The sequence below is a fragment of the Marinobacter sp. MMG032 genome (assembly GCF_040112695.1).
Taxonomy (GTDB): Bacteria; Pseudomonadota; Gammaproteobacteria; order Pseudomonadales; family Oleiphilaceae; genus Marinobacter; species Marinobacter salsuginis.
Genome location: NZ_CP157802.1, coordinates 4,210,705 through 4,227,153 on the forward strand (window position 1 = coordinate 4,210,705; position 16,449 = coordinate 4,227,153).

General features: G+C 47.4%; 13 protein-coding genes. 12 read left to right on the forward strand and 1 reads right to left on the reverse strand.

Going from position 1 to position 16,449, the window contains the following annotated elements; translation table 11 throughout:
* Window positions 1–9 precede the first annotated feature (9 nt).
* From ABNF92_RS19375 to ABNF92_RS19410, 8 genes are all read left to right on the forward strand, one after another.
* On the forward strand, window positions 10–954 hold the full coding sequence (locus ABNF92_RS19375; RefSeq protein ID WP_349343058.1) for a glycosyltransferase family 2 protein: 945 nt from the start codon (window positions 10–12) through the stop codon (window positions 952–954).
* Window positions 951–2,078 carry a glycosyltransferase gene (locus tag ABNF92_RS19380; protein ID WP_349343059.1) on the forward strand — a complete coding sequence of 376 codons (1,128 nt, stop codon included), beginning with the start codon at window positions 951–953 and terminating at the stop codon, window positions 2,076–2,078. Before ABNF92_RS19375 ends, ABNF92_RS19380 begins: the two co-directional genes overlap by 4 nt.
* On the forward strand, window positions 2,071–3,054 hold the full coding sequence (locus tag ABNF92_RS19385) for a WalW protein (protein WP_349343060.1): 984 nt from the start codon (window positions 2,071–2,073) through the stop codon (window positions 3,052–3,054). The genes ABNF92_RS19380 and ABNF92_RS19385 overlap by 8 nt, the downstream gene beginning before the upstream one ends.
* On the forward strand, window positions 3,047–4,099 hold the full coding sequence (locus tag ABNF92_RS19390) for a FemAB family XrtA/PEP-CTERM system-associated protein (RefSeq protein WP_349343061.1): 1,053 nt from the start codon (window positions 3,047–3,049) through the stop codon (window positions 4,097–4,099). Before ABNF92_RS19385 ends, ABNF92_RS19390 begins: the two co-directional genes overlap by 8 nt.
* Before the next feature lie 11 nt (window positions 4,100–4,110).
* On the forward strand, window positions 4,111–6,042 hold the full coding sequence (gene asnB / locus ABNF92_RS19395) for an asparagine synthase (glutamine-hydrolyzing) (protein ID WP_349343062.1): 1,932 nt from the start codon (window positions 4,111–4,113) through the stop codon (window positions 6,040–6,042).
* A gap of 24 nt (window positions 6,043–6,066) precedes the next feature.
* Entirely contained in the window at window positions 6,067–7,233 is a 1,167-nt protein-coding gene (locus tag ABNF92_RS19400; RefSeq protein ID WP_349343063.1) for a glycosyltransferase family 4 protein, read from the forward strand.
* A complete protein-coding gene (locus tag ABNF92_RS19405) occupies window positions 7,230–8,099 on the forward strand; it encodes a glycosyltransferase family A protein (RefSeq protein ID WP_349343064.1) in 870 nt (289 codons plus the stop codon). The genes ABNF92_RS19400 and ABNF92_RS19405 overlap by 4 nt, the downstream gene beginning before the upstream one ends.
* Window positions 8,100–8,163: 64 nt before the next feature.
* Window positions 8,164–9,255, forward strand: a complete 1,092-nt coding sequence (locus tag ABNF92_RS19410) for a glycosyltransferase family 4 protein (protein ID WP_349343065.1) — start codon at window positions 8,164–8,166, stop codon at window positions 9,253–9,255.
* A gap of 129 nt (window positions 9,256–9,384) precedes the next feature.
* Here ABNF92_RS19410 and ABNF92_RS19415 read toward each other — a convergent pair whose 3' ends face one another.
* Entirely contained in the window at window positions 9,385–10,329 is a 945-nt protein-coding gene (locus tag ABNF92_RS19415; RefSeq protein WP_011784145.1) for an IS5 family transposase, read from the reverse strand.
* A gap of 240 nt (window positions 10,330–10,569) precedes the next feature.
* On the opposite strand from ABNF92_RS19415, the gene ABNF92_RS19420 reads away from it, so the two are divergent.
* The 4 genes from ABNF92_RS19420 to ABNF92_RS19435 all read left to right on the forward strand — a co-directional run bounded on the left by ABNF92_RS19420 (window position 10,570) and on the right by ABNF92_RS19435 (window position 15,741).
* Entirely contained in the window at window positions 10,570–11,586 is a 1,017-nt protein-coding gene (locus ABNF92_RS19420) for a glycosyltransferase family A protein (RefSeq protein ID WP_349343066.1), read from the forward strand.
* Window positions 11,579–12,874 (forward strand): O-antigen ligase family protein, encoded by a 1,296-nt coding sequence (locus tag ABNF92_RS19425; protein WP_349343067.1) that lies wholly within the window; start codon window positions 11,579–11,581, stop codon window positions 12,872–12,874. Before ABNF92_RS19420 ends, ABNF92_RS19425 begins: the two co-directional genes overlap by 8 nt.
* Window positions 12,867–14,303 carry an oligosaccharide flippase family protein gene (locus ABNF92_RS19430; RefSeq protein ID WP_349343068.1) on the forward strand — a complete coding sequence of 479 codons (1,437 nt, stop codon included), beginning with the start codon at window positions 12,867–12,869 and terminating at the stop codon, window positions 14,301–14,303. The genes ABNF92_RS19425 and ABNF92_RS19430 overlap by 8 nt, the downstream gene beginning before the upstream one ends.
* Window positions 14,304–14,472: 169 nt before the next feature.
* Window positions 14,473–15,741, forward strand: coding sequence for a hypothetical protein (locus ABNF92_RS19435; RefSeq protein ID WP_349343069.1), 1,269 nt, complete (start codon window positions 14,473–14,475; stop codon window positions 15,739–15,741).
* Window positions 15,742–16,449 lie beyond the last annotated feature (708 nt).

Sequence of the window (16,449 nt, forward strand, 5' to 3'; positions counted from 1 at the left end):
GGGGGACGAATGGATATCGTTGATTTTGTCATCCCCCATATGGGCCGCCCGGAAATGCTCGAGGAAACCGTTCGCTCCATCCTGGCCCAATCCAGTATCGAGCGGGTGGCAAGTATTACCGTGGTAACAAAGAATAAACAGCCTCTACCTCTCGACGCCCATGTGAAACTCAACATACTGTATGCGCCCGATGCAGCCTCCATTTCTGAACAACGCAATCGCGGTGTAGCCGCTGGCAGAGCGCCGCTGATTGCGTTTCTGGATGCAGATATCGGGTTGGCCGGGAATTGGCTGGAAGTATGCTCCGGCCTGATGGCCGAGAAAAGTGATCGGGTATTGGTCAGCGCCATGCAGAAAAGCTCTAAAAGCGCCGGTCGGGTGGAACGCCTAAGAACTGCGCTCAGTAATGTCAGCATGGATGAGCCAGTCCAGTTTCTTCCGGGCCGGAACCTCTTGGTAAAACGGTCGGCCCACGAGCAGGTTGGGGGTTTTCCCGAGCATTTGCAAACCTGTGAGGATTATTTCTATACCGAACAACTATCCCGGCTGGGCGAGCTTTATTACACCTCACGCACTCACTATGTGCACCTGGGCGAAGATAAATCACTGCGGCAAACGTTCACCAAGGAAATCTGGCGCTCTGAATACAACCTGTTGTCGCTGGCCGGTCGCACGGTGCCACTGAGGGAATGGCCCAGTATTCTTCTGCCATTCTGGATGGTGCTTGGATTCGTTGTGCTTATCGCGGGCATGTACTCTCGGCCGTTGATTGTGGCTGGCGCGATCATGCTTAGTGTTCCGGCCTGCCTCTACAGCGCAAGATTGTATACCAAGCCATCCAATGACCAGCCGCTGCCCTTTCTGCTACTTTTTTATACAGTCTATTTTCTGGCCCGCGCAGCGGGTACTGTAAAAGGTACACGGCTATTGCTGAAGAGGAAGCTCACGGAATGAGTATCAGGGTTCTGCAGTTCATCTGTCCTACCGGGTATTACGGTGCTGAACGCTGGATTAATGCATTGGTCTCGGCGAATACAGATGATGCTATTGAATACCACATCGCAATCACGGATGAACCCGAATCCTCAGATGAGGTGCTCACCCGATCAATATTGCCCGAAGGCCAGAAGCACCGCCTCAAAATGGCGTCCAAATTCGACCTTCTGGCCATAGTCCGCCTTGCCCGGCTGCTTAAAGATCAGCAGATAGACATCATTCACACCCATGGCTACAAATCAGACATCCTGGGAGCTACCGCAGCCAAATTGGCGGGCGTGAAGTCTGTATGTACGCCTCATGGCTTCGAAAATGCCGAAGACAGTCGCCTGAGAGCGTACATGTGGCTCGGTGGTAAAGCCTTTCACTGGTTTGACCAGATTTGTCCACTGTCTGAAGATATCGAAAAAACCGTAGTCCGCGATTACGGCGTTGATTCACGATCGGTCCGCCTGATTAACAACGGCGTGGACCTGGCGGAGGTTGAGGCAGCCATCGCTGATCCAAAGCCCCATGATTGCACCGACTTCACCATTGGCTACATCGGCCAGTTAATCAGTCGCAAAAACTTGCCGGCAACCCTGGATGCGTTTGCACTGTTTCATGGCGACCACCCGAATGCCCGTCTGGTATTGATTGGCGACGGTGAGGAAAAACCGCGCCTGATGGAGCAGGCCAGTGAGTTGGGACTGTCCGATGCCGTGGATTTTCTCGGCTTCCGTGATGATCGCCTTCAACTTCTACCCGGCTTTGATGTCTTTGCGCTTACCTCATCCTTGGAAGGAATCCCGCGTTGCGTCATGGAGGCCATGGCGGCCAATGTCTGCGTAACAGCCTTCGATATTCCCGGCGTGGACGTGCTTGTAAAGGATGAAGAGACCGGCGTGCTGGTTCCCTTCGGTGATACCCGCTCTCTGGCAAAGGCATGGGGTGAACTGATGCTCAGCCCCGAGACAAGGAAGAGACTGGCTGAAGCTGGCCGGTCCCGGGTTTATTCCAGGTTCTCTGCTGCGGCAATGGCGGAGGAGTACGCCGCTTTGTTCAAGAACCTGAGCGCAAAACAGGTGGTCAGCAATGCGTAAAGTCTATTTCGTACTCAGCGTCGATACCGAAGAAGAATGGGACTGGGATGGCCCATTTCCGAACAAGGTAATCTCTGTCGAAAACGTAGACCATCTTCCGGCGTTCCAGGGCCAGTTGAACGATCTGGGCCTCAAAACCAGCTATTTCCTGGATTACGCGGTAATGGAAAACCCCCGTGCCCGAGATATGCTGGCGGACCTTTACCAAGCCAACCCAGGAATCGAATATGGCTCGCACCTTCATCCCTGGGTAACGCCACCCATTGTGCCAGTTGAATCTGAGGCCGACTCCCATATTGTCAATCTACCCATCGATATTGTTTCCGAACAACTAAAATCCCTGACCAGCACCATCACCGAACTGACCGGCCGGCAACCCACATCGTTCCGCTCCGGCCGTTGGGGTATCAACGATGACATCCTCAGGGCGCTGGCGGAACAGGGCTACCTGGTGGATTCCAGCATTTACCCGTTTTATGAGAACGACTGGTTCAGTTGCGCCGAGTACGACAGCTGGCCACTGGCCATGTCGTACCTTCGCACTAACCCGGAACTCATCGAGCTGCCGGTAACCGCGGGTTTCAATCATCGTCCGTTTACCAAGGCACAACGCCTGCATAAAACCCTTGAACAGCCTGCCTGGGCCCGGTTCCACGTGATCGGCGTGCTATGGGCGCTGATGCTGCATCGGAAAATCTACCTCAGTCCGGAACTCTCAACCAGTCGCGATATGATTGCCCTGTGTAAAGAGATGCTGCAGGCAGAATGCCCGGTGATTCACATGTATTTGCACAGTTCCAGCCTTCTGCCGGGTTCTACTCGCTATGTTCAGTCAGAGAGGGACAAGAACCGACTCATGAAACGCATAGAGAGCGTGGTCGGCTTCCTCCGTTCACAATGCGAGGTAGAACCAGTGGCCATCACTGAGGCGGCGCTTCGCCTCAAGGAAGAGGGGGCTCTCAAAGACCATGGCTGAGGCAGTGCTGATCGATTCTCAGGAGCGGGACAACTGGAACGCATTTGTTGCCAGCGTAGAGTCTGCGACCCCCTATCACAGATTTGAATGGATGGAATCCATAGAAACCGCCTACGGTCATAAACCCTATCCCATTGGTGTGAAGCAAGAAGGCAAGATTGTTGCAGTATTGCCTCTAATACTAATGGAACAGCCGCTGACCCGAAAAAAAGCCCTGGTGAGTTTACCCTTCTGTGATCTCGGCGGAGCCTTAGGCACCGGGACCCATGTCGAATTACTGAGCAGAACAGCGAAGGAGTTGGCAGACTCCATGGCCGCCCGCGAACTCGAAGTTCGCCAGAGAGAAAGGCAAGGCCTGGGCTTTGATTTCGATACTCTGGCATCGCAGCTCGGTAACCGGAAAGTCAATATGATCCTCGAGCTTGAAGCGGGCAGTGAGCAACAGCTCGCCGCTTTCAAACCGAAGTTGCGGAGCCAGATAAAAAAAGCCATGAAAAACGGCTGCACCACAGAACTTGGCAACAATGAAAGGTTGGTTGAGGATTTCTACCACGTTTTCAGCCGTAACATGCATGCGCTTGGTTCGCCCGTGCATAGCAAGGATCTCTTCCATATCATTTCTAAAGCCTTTGGTGATCAGGCCGTTGTTGCCGTCACCTATTTTGAAGGCAAAGTGGCAGCCGGGGGCATTGTGCTGAAAAACGGCAAGAATGCCGCCATACCCTGGGCCTCATCGCTCGCCGAATACAACCGGCTGGCGCCCAACATGCTGCTTTACTGGGAGCTCCTGGCAAACTGCTGTGATAGCGGTATCCGAACCTTTGATTTTGGTCGGTCCACCTTTGGGGAGGGCACTTTCCGGTTCAAAAAGCAGTGGGGTGCTCAGCCCTATTTACTGTCTTGGCAGAATTGGATCGAGGAAAGCGAAGGCGGTGCCGGTGCACCGGGTAAAATAAGGCCAATGCTCGAGAGCGCCTGGCGCTGCCTTCCCCTGGGACTGGTTAATGTTCTCGGGCCACTTGTGCGAAAGCACATTCGTTTATAGGGATTGTTAACGTGTGCGGCATAGCAGGATTCACGACCTCTCATCAGTCCGACAGCCATCTCGATATGGTTGAGGCCATGGTGGGGGCCATTCGACACCGGGGCCCGGATGCCCAGGCGGTGCAGCAGTTCCACGGCGCAGTGCTGGGCCATGCCCGGTTAAGCATTATTGATCTTTCCGAAGCCGGTAATCAGCCCTTTGTCTCCAACGATGGCCGATACGCCATGGTGTTCAACGGTGAGATCTACAACTTCAAAACCCTGCGCAGAGAACTTGAAAACCAGGGTGTGCATTTTCGCACCCAGACCGACACCGAGGTAGTGCTCGCATTACTCGCAAGAGAGGGCATGGGCGCCATCGAAAAGCTGAACGGCATGTTCGCCATCGCCTTTTGGGACAACGAAGCTGGCACTCTGGATCTCATCCGGGACCGCGTTGGCAAAAAACCCCTGTACTACACCGAGCAGGGCGGCCAACTGCTGTTCGCTTCAGAGCTGAAAGCCCTGCTCCAGTGCCCGAATGTACCCCGGGAAATCAGCCCGGATGCGGTTTACGATTTCTTTGCCTACCAGTACGTACCCGACCCGAAAACCATCTTCAAAAACATTTACAAACTGGAACCGGGCAGCCACTTACATCGCACTCGTAACGGCAAGACAACCGTACGCCGATACTGGTCACCTGAAATGGGCGAGCCCGAGTCCCTGAGCATGGAAGAGGCGAAAGGCCAACTGCTTGACTTACTGGAAGATGCCACCCGGCAGCGCATGATCAGTGACGTGCCATTGGGCGCCTTTTTGAGTGGCGGAGTGGATTCAAGCGGTGTGGTCGCTATGATGGCAAAGGGCGGCCAGACAGTAACCACTTGCTCAATCGGTTTTAAAGAAAAAGACTTCAACGAAACCGAATTCGCACAGGCCGTGGCGAACCAGTACCGGACCGATCATCGGGAACACAAGGTGGAGGACAGCGTTGCGGAACGCCTTTTAGAAATCTGCCGGTTCCTGGATGAACCTTTTGCGGATTCATCCCTGGTACCCACATTTCTGGTATCCGAACTTGCCAAGAAAGACGTAACCGTAGCCCTGACAGGGGACGGCGGCGACGAAATCTTCGCCGGCTACGAAAAATACGCCACCGACTGGCGCGAGAACCAGCTACGGAACAAATTTCCCTCCTCCGTTCGTTCGGTGATGGGCGACCTTGCTCCGGCTCTGCGCAAAATACCCGGAAAGTTCCTGCGCCGAGCAAGCTCATTGATGCACAGCCTGAGCCTCGAACCGGCGAAGGCCTTCTACGTGACCAATACCTTCATCGATGATCACATCTGGCAACTGCTGCTGAACGAGGATTTTCGGAAAGACCTGGCCGATTACCATCCCAGTGAACTCACAGAGCAGGTTTACAGCCAGTGTGATTCCGAAAACCATCTGGCAAAGATTCTGTATACCGACATGCGAACCTTCTTGCCCGGTGACATACTGGTAAAAGCCGACCGCATGAGCATGGCCAACTCGCTGGAGCTGCGTTCGCCCCTGCTGGATTATCGCATCATTGAGTTCGCCAATCGTCTTCCGTCGGAGCTGAAATTCAACAAGGGCGACAAAAAGATTGTGCTGCGCGAGGCGCTCGAGCCGCTACTACCCCCGGAGATTCTGAACCGCAAAAAAATGGGCTTCTCCACGCCTCTGGCGGCCTGGTTCCGGGAAGAATTAAAGGGCATTGCAGAAGCGCATTTTTTTGAAAAAGGGCAGGGCCTTGGCCAGATCTTCCGAAAAGATCACATAAGATTGATATGGGACCAGCACCAGAGAGGATTGTTCGATCATTCCCCGGTGCTCTGGAGTATGCTGATGTATGAATTCTGGTGGCAGAATTACATGGCAAGTAACGAGGCGTGCAAGCCTCAACCGGAAACACAGTCCGCTCTGGTCACCTGTTAACAGCTCACGCTCTGGATTGATTCAATGTCGATATTATTACTCAGCGAAATTTTCCCGCCCCGCCATGGGGGCAGTGGCCGCTGGTTTTATGAACTCTATCGCAGGCTGGAGCCCGGCACGGTAACCATCGTGACACAGGACAACGCCGATCCGGCTGACCAAAGGGTGGATGCAGAATTCCCCCAGCGCATACACAGGACAGCCATGGCATCACCAAGCTGGGGTCTGTTGAGCGCCACTGGATTGTACTTTTACGCGCGGACTCTCATGCGTGTCCTGCGATTGAAACCGAATGGTTTAAGCCAGATTCACTGTGGGCGCACCATCCCGGAGGGATTCATAGGCCTCCTTCTGGCCAGACTATTGCGAAAGCCGCTGTTGTGTTTCGTGCACGGTGAGGATATTGAAGTGGCCCGCACAAGCCGGGAGCTTACCTGGATAGTGAATCGAGTCTTGCGTGGCGCAGACCGGCTTATTTGCAACAGCCAGAATACCAAGTCGCTCCTTAAGGAGCATTGGCATGTGCCGGCCAAAAAGATTGAAGTGATCAATCCGGGCGTTGATGAACAGACCTTCTGCCCCGCTGAGCCAGACCTGGCCTTCCGGGAAAAGGTTGGTTGGGAAGATCGATTTGTTTGCCTCACAGTGGGTCGCCTCCAGCGGCGTAAAGGCCACGACAAAATGATCGAGGCTATTCCAGAGATCAAGAAGGAAATACCTAACATCCTCTATGCCATCGTGGGGCAGGGTGATAACTATCCAAACCTGATGGCCGAGGTAAAGAAACTTGGCCTTGAGCAGCATGTGCAGTTCCTGGATGAAATCGAAGATGAGGACCTGATTCGCTGTTACCAGCAATGCGACCTTTTCATATTGCCAAACCGATCCGACGGCAACGACATTGAAGGGTTTGGCATGGTACTTGTCGAAGCGCAGGCGGCGGGTAAGCCTGTAATCGCGGGTGACTCCGGTGGCACAGCCGAAACGATGAAAGTGGGCAAAACAGGACTTGTTGTTGACTGCACGAGCACAGAGACTATTGCGAATGCCGTTATCTGGTTAAAAAAGGAGCTGGAGCAGGGGGCCTTTCAGCCAGACGCCTGCAGGCAGCATGTTCTGCAAAACCTGACCTGGTTAAAACATACCGAGAGAGCAAAGGCAGTATTCCAGCAGCATGGAGGCGCACTATGAGCGAATCCTACTCGGTGGTTACGTTCGCTTATAACGAAGAGAAAACCATTGCACAGACTATTCGCAGTATTCTGGTTAATTGCGATGACCGCTTGACAAAACTCACAGTCGTCGCCAATGGCTGCACGGATCAGACCGTTGAGGTTGCGAAGACATCAATGGAAAGCGCTGCGGTTCCCTGTGAAGTGGTCGAATTGTCTCTCGGTGACAAGTGCAATGCCTGGAACGAGTATGTTTATCACCATTTGCCGAAAGCAGACGTCCACTTTTTTGTCGACAGCGATGTGACCTTTACTGAAAAAGCTTTCCCTCGGCTGCTTGAAAAACTTGTGAGCTCTACGGACAAAAATGCTGTTACCGGCTTACCCCAGACTGGTCGCAATATCCGGCAATACAGTGAACTTGCTAAACGCTACTCCTGCCTTTTTGGAAATCTCTATGGGCTTAAAAACGAGTTCGTTCAACGACTGACGGAACAGAAGATCCGTTTACCGGTTGGTCTAAGTTGGATTGACGCACAGATCACGAAGCTCGTCAACGACAATCTAGAATACCATAAGGACGACTATCAGCATCGGGTTACTTTTGTGGACGGTGTTGGATATTGTTTTGAGAGTTTGAAACCTTGGAAGCCAGAGGATATTCGTTTATACATCAATAGAATATGCCGGTATAAAACGGGCCAACTCCAAGAGCCTCATCTGGATTCTCTTCCTTTTCCTGAGTGGCCAAAAACAATGAACGAGATAAATAGCCTTGTAATAGCGAAAGGACTAAACTTTAGAACACTGGGAACTTTCGTAATATTAAAAAGTAAAGTCAAAAAACGACTTGAAAGAAATTTTGGACAAGAATATTCGAAATAGAATGCCCGAAGAGAGAACAGAGTACCATTCTTAAAGTTCGAGCCAAGTAGGCAGGATCTTGTTTATGATTGCTTTCTTTAGTATCGCGCCATTTTTAAGTGGTTCAGAACGATGCTTACAACTTATTTTGCTTGAATCGAAAAGTGATGGAATGCAGCCTGTACTAGTCACCAGCCGAAATTCGCCTCTGAAGAAGTGGGCACAAGATAATGGCATTAGTCATTTCTCCGTTGAGCTGAATCCGATCAAGGTAAATAGTAAAACACGATGGCTATACGAACAGGTAAAGCTAACCATATTTCTAAGTAAAAAGGGCGTCAAAGTAATCCACTCGAATCAGATTTGGAGCTATCGAGCGGCTCTTTTGCCTGCAAAACTTTTGCGAGCAAAGCTCATCTGCCACTTCCGCGACCCGATTGACTCAGGAGCACGATGGTGGCTCCCCAGAATTCCGGACCTATCAATTTTTGTAAGCAGCTATATTCAAAAGCAATTTTGCTCAAACTTTGAAATATCCTCGAATAATAACCTAGTGAAAATGCTTGATCCTGTGAAGCGGCCCCAAAAGAAATCGTTCAACGAACGAGAAACTACCAAGAAAGTAGCGCGAGCCAATTTTCATCTTGATCCGAATTCTCTGGTGCTGGGCTTTATAGGACAAATTTCTCCAGTTAAGGGCTTGCTTACTGCGATTGACGTAGTGTCACGGCTAAAAAGAAATGATTGGACATTGCTCGTAGTTGGTAATGATCCCTCACCTGACCAACAGTATCTTAAAAAATGTATCCGCGAGGTAGATAAAAAACAGATTTCTGAAAGAGTACTTTTTCTTGGTTTTCGGGATGATATTTCATCAGTTTATGAAGCAGTTGATATGATAATAATGTTTTCAACCGAAGAACCTCTAGGGCTAATACCCCTTGAGGCTGGAGGCTTTTATAAACCAAGCATCGTGAGCAACGTAGGCGGTTTGCCGGAAACCGTTAACTTTGGCCAATCAGGTTGGATCATCGATCCGGTCGAGTATTACGAAGCGGTAACAATAATTGAAAATATAAAAGAAGAAGATCTCGCGGAGAAAGGCTATAAGGCGAGACTATTTACAGAATCCATAAATGATCCAAAAGAATATTGGAAATCTCTAGGGAAGGTCTGAATAACTGCTGATATTTGCCCATCTTGGGTTTAAACGGCAAAAAATCGAAGATTCAGACACTATTTTCCCTTTATTTGTGTGTTTTTTGCCCGTTTCCCGCCATTTTGGCGGAAAACAGGCGCACTGGCCCTACGCCAGCATGTATTTTTCACCGATCAGCAGGTTGCTAAACGCGGCCAGCAAATGCAACCGGTTGCTGTTCTTGGCAAGGCCGCGATAGCGGACCTTGCCATAACCAAAGACCCGCTTGATGTACCGGAAGGGATGCTCGACCTTGGCACGAACACTGGCTTTGATCTTCTCTGCTTTCAGTTTGTCGGCATCCAGCGTCTTCCGGGTGCCAGGCCGTTTGGCAATGAACCAGGAGACGTTTTTGCGGTGCTTATGCTCATCCCGCTTCTGAATGCCAAGGTAACCGGCGTCGCCGAAGACTCGTTGCTCTTCACCATGCAGCAGCTTGTCGGTGGGCACGATGTCGTGAACATTGGCAGCGGTGGTATCAATGCTATGAATCAGACCGAACGTGTCGTCGACACCAATGTGCATTTTCATGCCGAAGTGCCATTCGTTGCCCTTTCTGGTCTGGTGCATCTCCGGATCACGCTTGCCAGTTTGGTTCTTGGTGGAGCTGGGAGCAGAGATGATGGTGGCATCTACGATGCTTCCTTCACGCAACATCAAGCCGTTTTTCTCCAGGTGTTTGTTCACCTCTTTAAACAGCGCCTTGCCAAGACCGTGCTGCTCCAGGAAATGCCGGAAGTTGAGAATCGTCGTCTCATCTGGCAAACGGTCCAGCTTCAGACCCGCGAAGTGCCGCATGGATTCGATCTCGTACAGCGCGTCTTCCATGGCCGGATCGCTCAAGTTATAGAACAACTGCATGCAGTGAACCCGCAGCATGGCAGGCAGCGGATAAGGGGGCCGTCCGTTCCGGCCCTTCGGGTAATAACGGGCTACCTTCTTCTCCAACTGCTTCCACGGAATCAGCTTGTCCATCCGTTCCAGAAAGATCTCGCGACGGGTCTTGCGCTTCTTGGTCTGGTATTCGGCTTCGGAGAAGGTGATCTGATCCATGCTGGCAACGATCCTATGCGATTGACGATGGCCGTATTATCGCTGATTTTGGAGACTTATTCAGAGCCTCCCTAAAAGCGGCCTATATAGATGCAGATATAAATGAATTTTGATATTGCATTTAATGTAAAAATTTAAAAATATTTATATTGAGCTGTGACGTTACTGGGGCTAAATTATATGAATGAAATATTGCAGTTGAATCATAGGTCTAGGGATTCAGCGAGTTGTTTAATAATAATGCCAATTTATAACCGTCGAAATTTCCTAAAACAGGCTTTCCAGTCACTACACCAACAAACATTCCAGAATTGGAAGCTTGTGGTTGTGGATGATGGCAGCACCGACGATCCGCTTGTCGAGCTTAGAAGTTTAGCGAATCAAACTCTCCAGCCGGTGACTTATTTAAAAAAAAACAATGGAGGTCCCGGCTCAGCGCGTGCCGCTGGACAAAAGTTAATTTGTAATGAGGAATTTGTTGCTTTTTTTGACAGCGACGATTACTGGTTGCCTGATTATCTTCAGGCGCTGATTGGGGAGCTCGAAAGAATACAAGAAATGGATTGGGTTTACTGCCCATGCAGAAGAGTCGACCATGAATCAGGAAAAACTCTTAACGAATCCACATTTTTCGATGAAGTATCAAATAAACCCCTTGGTTTCCGACGGTTAGATCACTTGCGCGATGGTCACACTCACCTTATAACAAATAATAACGAACTCGTATTGATGCAACTAAAAGAGCCGATTAACGCAGGATTTCAGAACTCCGTATTCAGAGCCACACTTATCAATGAAATCGAAATACCGTATTATCGGATAGGTGAAGATCGATATTTTTTAGTGGCAGCCCTACTAAAAGGTTTTAGGGTCGGCTATATCAACGATGTACACGTGATTTATAATGTCCACGATGAAAACATATCGGACACCAATTTGAAGAAAAATGATGTTGAAAAAGCGGTCTTGGTGCAAACTGAGTTATGTAGGGCTCTTAGAGGAATTAAGCGCCTAACCAAAATAAGGCCAATATTGACAGAGGTTGATCATCAGGTCGCCAACATTAGATTTTGGTTAATTGGATACAATTATTATTGGCAAAATGGATTTGTGGGGAAGGCACTCTATACGATGCTCAAGGTTTTAATCGGGGAGCCGAAAAATCTACGATTCATTAAGACATTCCTAGTGAGCATAATAAAAGCTCCGATCCAATATCTAGCGTGTTGCAAAAGGTCTTCAGACACTCATGGGTAAATTAATTATATACCTCTTGATATTTGCAACGGGCGTTTCTCTATTTTTCGCGCCATGGATAGCTGGAATCGGCTATGTATTGAACAGTCTCTTGCAACCTCAATATATCTGGCCATGGATATTTAGCGGAATTCCGATTTTTCGTATTACTGCTGCGTTGGCAATTTTAGGTCTGGTTTTTGCCTTAGTTCAAAAAAAAGCAAGCTTTTCTGTTTACAGAGAGCATCAAAACCTAATGATTTTATGTCTTTGGTTTTGGATGCACCTTTCGCATTTATTTTCTCCTTTCGAAGGTTCACCAGCGTCAGTAAGCCCAGATGTTGTTCTTTCAACGATTAATAGCATTTTGATCATGTACTTCGTGCTGGTTTCCCTTTGCAGAAGCGAGTCAGCTATTATCTATTTATGTTACATATTCGTTGCGATCGGAGTCTATTATGCCTATTGGGCCAACATGGCATATATAAATCAAGAATGGTATAGATTCACTAACAACCGGTTAAACGGTCCGTATCGAAGCCCGTATCAAGATGGCAACGTGTTGTCCACCCTTTTAGTAATGTGCATTCCGTTTATAATTTTTTTGTATTTCAGAGTTAAAAATTTCCTACTTAGAACTGCAATAATCCTGACCGTGCCTGCGGTCTGGCACGCACTGGTATTATTTGGCTCCCGTGGCGCATTTTTGGCATCGGCAATTACGTTGTTAGTCTCTGGCTATATGATATCTTCTAGAAAGATAAAGGTTATAATTGGAGTTTCATTTTGTTGCTTTATGGTTTATCAGGGAGCGTTGCTTCTTGATCGCGCGGCGAGTACTGTTGCTGAAGACAACGTCCAGACGGAAGGAGCGATCAATCCACGACTCATCTCGTGGGAGGCAGGGCTAAAACTTATTCCAGAATACCCCTTATTCGGAGTTGGTGTGCAGATGTTCGAGGCGGCTGCTACAAGTCATTTTCCAGGAATGACACCGCATGTTGCTCACAATACATTTCTAAATTTTTCAGCTAATACAGGTTTGCTCACAGGGCTTATTTTCCTAGCTTTGAATTACATCGCATTTAGGCGGTTAATAAGAGCAAAAAAAATTATTACATCATTAGCTGACCTTAGTTCGTTCGCTGTCGTTGCATCAAGTATAAGTATAATCGGATTTTTCGTTTGTTCATTGTTTCTTGATTTAATAATATTTGAACCTTTTTATATCGCTATGATAATTAATATTTTAGCGTATAAAAGATTGGAAAATAGGGAGCGGCAGGCTATGATGGAAAAAGATGAATAAAGTTATTTCGAGCTCTATTCTCTTGGTGCTGCAGCGTCTAGCTGAGAGAGCTCTCGGCGTTATCAGCACGCTCGTTCTAGCGAGACTACTCACACCAGACGATTTTGGCATCATCGCAATCGCGATGCTGATACTCTGGTTCACAGAAGCTCTTTCAAACGCAGGAACCTCTGCGTATATAATTCAAAAAAAATCTGTCAGCATTGAAGAGTTGAATTCGGCGTGGACATTAGACCTAATCCTGAAGAGTTTATCGTTTTTATTAATAATCTTGTCTGCCCCTGCGGTAGCCATATTACAAGAGAACTATTCTGTAGGATATGTTGTATGTGCCGTTGCACTCACGTTGCCATTAGTAGCAATAAGAAATCCCGGGATTTGGTTGTTGAGTCGTGAACAAAGCTATTCTGGTATTGTCAAAATAACAGTATTAGGAAAAGTTTCTGGGGTGTTTGTTTCAATACCTTTGGCATTCTACCTTCAGAGTTTTTGGGCTATTGTTGCGGGACATTTAACGTCAGTTGCTATCAAGACGGTTTTATCCTATAAAATCTGTGATTTTCGCCCAAGTTTAAATCGGGATCACATTTTAGCTCAGTGGCAGTTTTCTAAGTGGATAATCCCACAATCATTACTTGGTTATTTTCGAAACCAAGTAGATACGGTTGTTGTGAGTAATCGGTTTTCACCATCTGATTTGGGGGCGTACAATAATCTAAAGTACTTTGCTTCAATCCCGATGTTGCAGATTTTGTCTCCACTGGCAGAACCTTTGCACGCAGAGATGGGAAAGGTTCAAAACTGCCGATCTGAAATGCGATTTCAATCGGATATTGCAATAAAGCTTTTGAGTTTTGTTGGTGCACCATTCGCCTCAATGTTTTTCGTCTGTTCAGAACCAATTGTCTCACTAGTTCTTGGGGACCAGTGGGTTAAGTACCATAACGTTTTTTCGTATTTTGGTTTAATGATTATACCATTTATATTGTTCTCACAGTCTTCACGGATGTTGATGGTGAAGAGTTTTACCAAACAAATATTTATGTATGAATTATTTTGCACTGCTTTGATAGGAGCGTCCCTTTTGTTGTTACCAATCAATAACGTCGAAAATTTTGCATTGTTCCGGATTTCGTTTGAATCGATCATGTCTGTGTTATTCTACTGCTACGCGACAAAGAAAGTTTTCGGAAATGTCTCTTTAATAACTTGCATAACTTCTTTTTTGCCATCGACAATCTGCATTTTGACGCTCCTCAGTTTCAACGAAGGTTTTTTGGAACAGTTAGGCGTCTTTCTTCAATTATTTGTGCTGACTCTGATCGATATGATTATAGTATTAGTAATGTTTGCAGTTTGGTACATTGTTTTTGCATCAACAAGGGAGCAGAATTCTATCCAAAAGTTTAGCCCGCTCAGAAAGGGGTAGTTTTCTTCGAAATTTTCATTAATTTCTGAAAGGCGAGATTTGTCACAGATTAGGTTTATGAGCTAATGTAGGGTTGAGACGGCGTGTGTAGTATCGGAGGAGTGGGGCAGAACAAGAGGTCGCGTTAAAGGATCTAGATTTTCTGTCTTAAATTTGTGGGGATAGTGTTATGAAAAAATTAGGGTTTTTTTCTCTAGCCGTGTTTACCTCTTTGTTAACGTCAGTGCCGTACACGTCGCTTGCGGACACTTCAACGAATCCGCGGTATGACCTTTCCAATTTGGTTTACGAGGGAGCATTTCGGCTTCCAAAAGGAGAATTTGGGGAGTCCCAAGTTGCCTGGGGGCGTGGCACCATCACGATGAACAGGGATGGAAAGTCGTTTTTTCTCACTGGTGCTGGTCACCAAGCCGTTGCTGAATTTCCTGTACCGTCGGTAGTGTCAAACTCTGATAGGCTCGCAGAGGTTCCAATTATTGATGCGCCTATTCAAGACTTCAGCGTTGTGATGGATCGCACTCAAACAGAAAACATGGATGGTATTGATCAAATAGTAGGGATGCTTCATTTAGACGGGAAGCTCGTGATCAACGCAGCGCGATACTATGATGGGGCTGCGGACAATCAGGATACAACATTAATTGTTGAAAATTCAGAGAATTTGGCTTCCTCCGACGTGCGCGGTTTCATGAAATTTCAAGGTCTGGTTCATGCTGCAGGTTGGGTTTCACCGATTCCTACCGAGTACCAATCTGTTTTCGGCCATGACTATATTGCTGGTAACGCGAGTAACCTCTCTATAAATGCTCGGCAAAGTATGGGGCCGTCTGCTTTTCTGGTCGACTCGGACGCGATTCTCTCCTCGAGACCAGGAGAATATATCGAAAGTTTTCGTTTACTTGATTTTAGTATAGGCAATCCTCTAGCTGAAGACCTTCAGAATTTATCAGGGGGGAATGACTTATGGACTGAGCTTTCAGAGGCTCACTATGGCTTTATAATTCCAGGAACACGAACATATATGACGATTGGTAACAGTGCAGGCCATGAGTCCGGTGTTGGTTATAAGATTACGCAGCCCAATGGTCGTCAATGTGGCGGGTTCTGTGCGTTCGACCATACTGATCAATATAATTATGTTTGGCTTTGGGATGTCAACGATCTCATTGCATCGCTTAATGGTGAAATCGAGCCACACGAGATAAAGCCCTATTATTACGGAAAAATTGAAATGCCCTTTGAAAGTTCAGAAGACGGTTCTTACGCAGAAAATCTAATTGCTGGCGCCGCTATGTCTCCAGATAACAAGTTATATATTGTTCTTGAAGGTGCGGATAGGCTGCAATCTAATTATGACCCATTGCCTATCGTTCTCGTTTTCGACCTTTTTCCATCACGCACGAGACCAAATGCACCAGCTGATCTTAGTGTTGAGTAGAGTAACTAATTAGATAGCACTGGCAACGTTCGCTTTTTTCGTCTGTTCTAACGGCTGAAAGGGCTTGGCATAGGTTATTAAAATGTGTAGGAAGTGACTGTTTGTACGGTCCTTTACGTTGTCAGTGCGGTTTTTAGGTTGGGCAGCTGCCTAACTACTTAATTCGGTCCTTTGCCGGGTTTTAGAGTGGGTTAGCAGTCGCGCTCAAGTCATTTTTAAGTCTGAAGTTTATAATTATCATCATACTGAGTCCGTTCTATTTTTACTTCAATGTTCGTCCCTGTGGACGATGACTTTTCGTAGATTGAATAGCCTTTTGAAAAATAACAGTTTTAATAGTTACGAATTGCATTTGTATATCGGGTGCTACGACTATTATTTTAACTTCGGGCTTTTTTTTATTTTGGTTCGGTCATTTAGTAGGGTAACGAATGCCACTCTTGCGATGCTGTTAATCAATGCTTTGATGTATTTTAGTGATTTTGGATTTTTCTTGAATGCACTGAAGAAATAAAAAGGTCGATATATTTCAGCGACTAGCCAAGCGCTGGAATAATACTTGCCCGCTAGATTCTCGTCATCCAAATAATCAAGCTTACTTAAACAACTTTTGTAAAATACATGATCATTTTTAGAGTAATTTGGATTCAATTTCCATGTGGAAAAAAATGAATTGTAAACTGTTAAAATACGGGGAATCACTCCGAT

Excerpts from the sequence above, each read along its gene's own strand:
- ABNF92_RS19375 (WP_349343058.1), top strand. The coding sequence starts at position 10 with ATGGATATCGTTGATTTTGTCATCCCCCATATGGGCCGCCCGGAAATG.
- ABNF92_RS19380 (WP_349343059.1), top strand. The coding sequence starts at position 951 with ATGAGTATCAGGGTTCTGCAGTTCATCTGTCCTACCGGGTATTACGGT.
- ABNF92_RS19385 (WP_349343060.1), top strand. The coding sequence starts at position 2,071 with ATGCGTAAAGTCTATTTCGTACTCAGCGTCGATACCGAAGAAGAATGG.
- ABNF92_RS19390 (WP_349343061.1), top strand. The coding sequence starts at position 3,047 with ATGGCTGAGGCAGTGCTGATCGATTCTCAGGAGCGGGACAACTGGAAC.
- ABNF92_RS19400 (WP_349343063.1), top strand. The coding sequence starts at position 6,067 with ATGTCGATATTATTACTCAGCGAAATTTTCCCGCCCCGCCATGGGGGC.
- ABNF92_RS19405 (WP_349343064.1), top strand. The coding sequence starts at position 7,230 with ATGAGCGAATCCTACTCGGTGGTTACGTTCGCTTATAACGAAGAGAAA.
- ABNF92_RS19410 (WP_349343065.1), top strand. The coding sequence starts at position 8,164 with ATGATTGCTTTCTTTAGTATCGCGCCATTTTTAAGTGGTTCAGAACGA.
- ABNF92_RS19415 (WP_011784145.1), bottom strand. The coding sequence starts at position 10,329 with ATGGATCAGATCACCTTCTCCGAAGCCGAATACCAGACCAAGAAGCGC.
- ABNF92_RS19420 (WP_349343066.1), top strand. The coding sequence starts at position 10,570 with ATGCCAATTTATAACCGTCGAAATTTCCTAAAACAGGCTTTCCAGTCA.
- ABNF92_RS19425 (WP_349343067.1), top strand. The coding sequence starts at position 11,579 with ATGGGTAAATTAATTATATACCTCTTGATATTTGCAACGGGCGTTTCT.
- ABNF92_RS19430 (WP_349343068.1), top strand. The coding sequence starts at position 12,867 with ATGAATAAAGTTATTTCGAGCTCTATTCTCTTGGTGCTGCAGCGTCTA.
- ABNF92_RS19435 (WP_349343069.1), top strand. The coding sequence starts at position 14,473 with ATGAAAAAATTAGGGTTTTTTTCTCTAGCCGTGTTTACCTCTTTGTTA.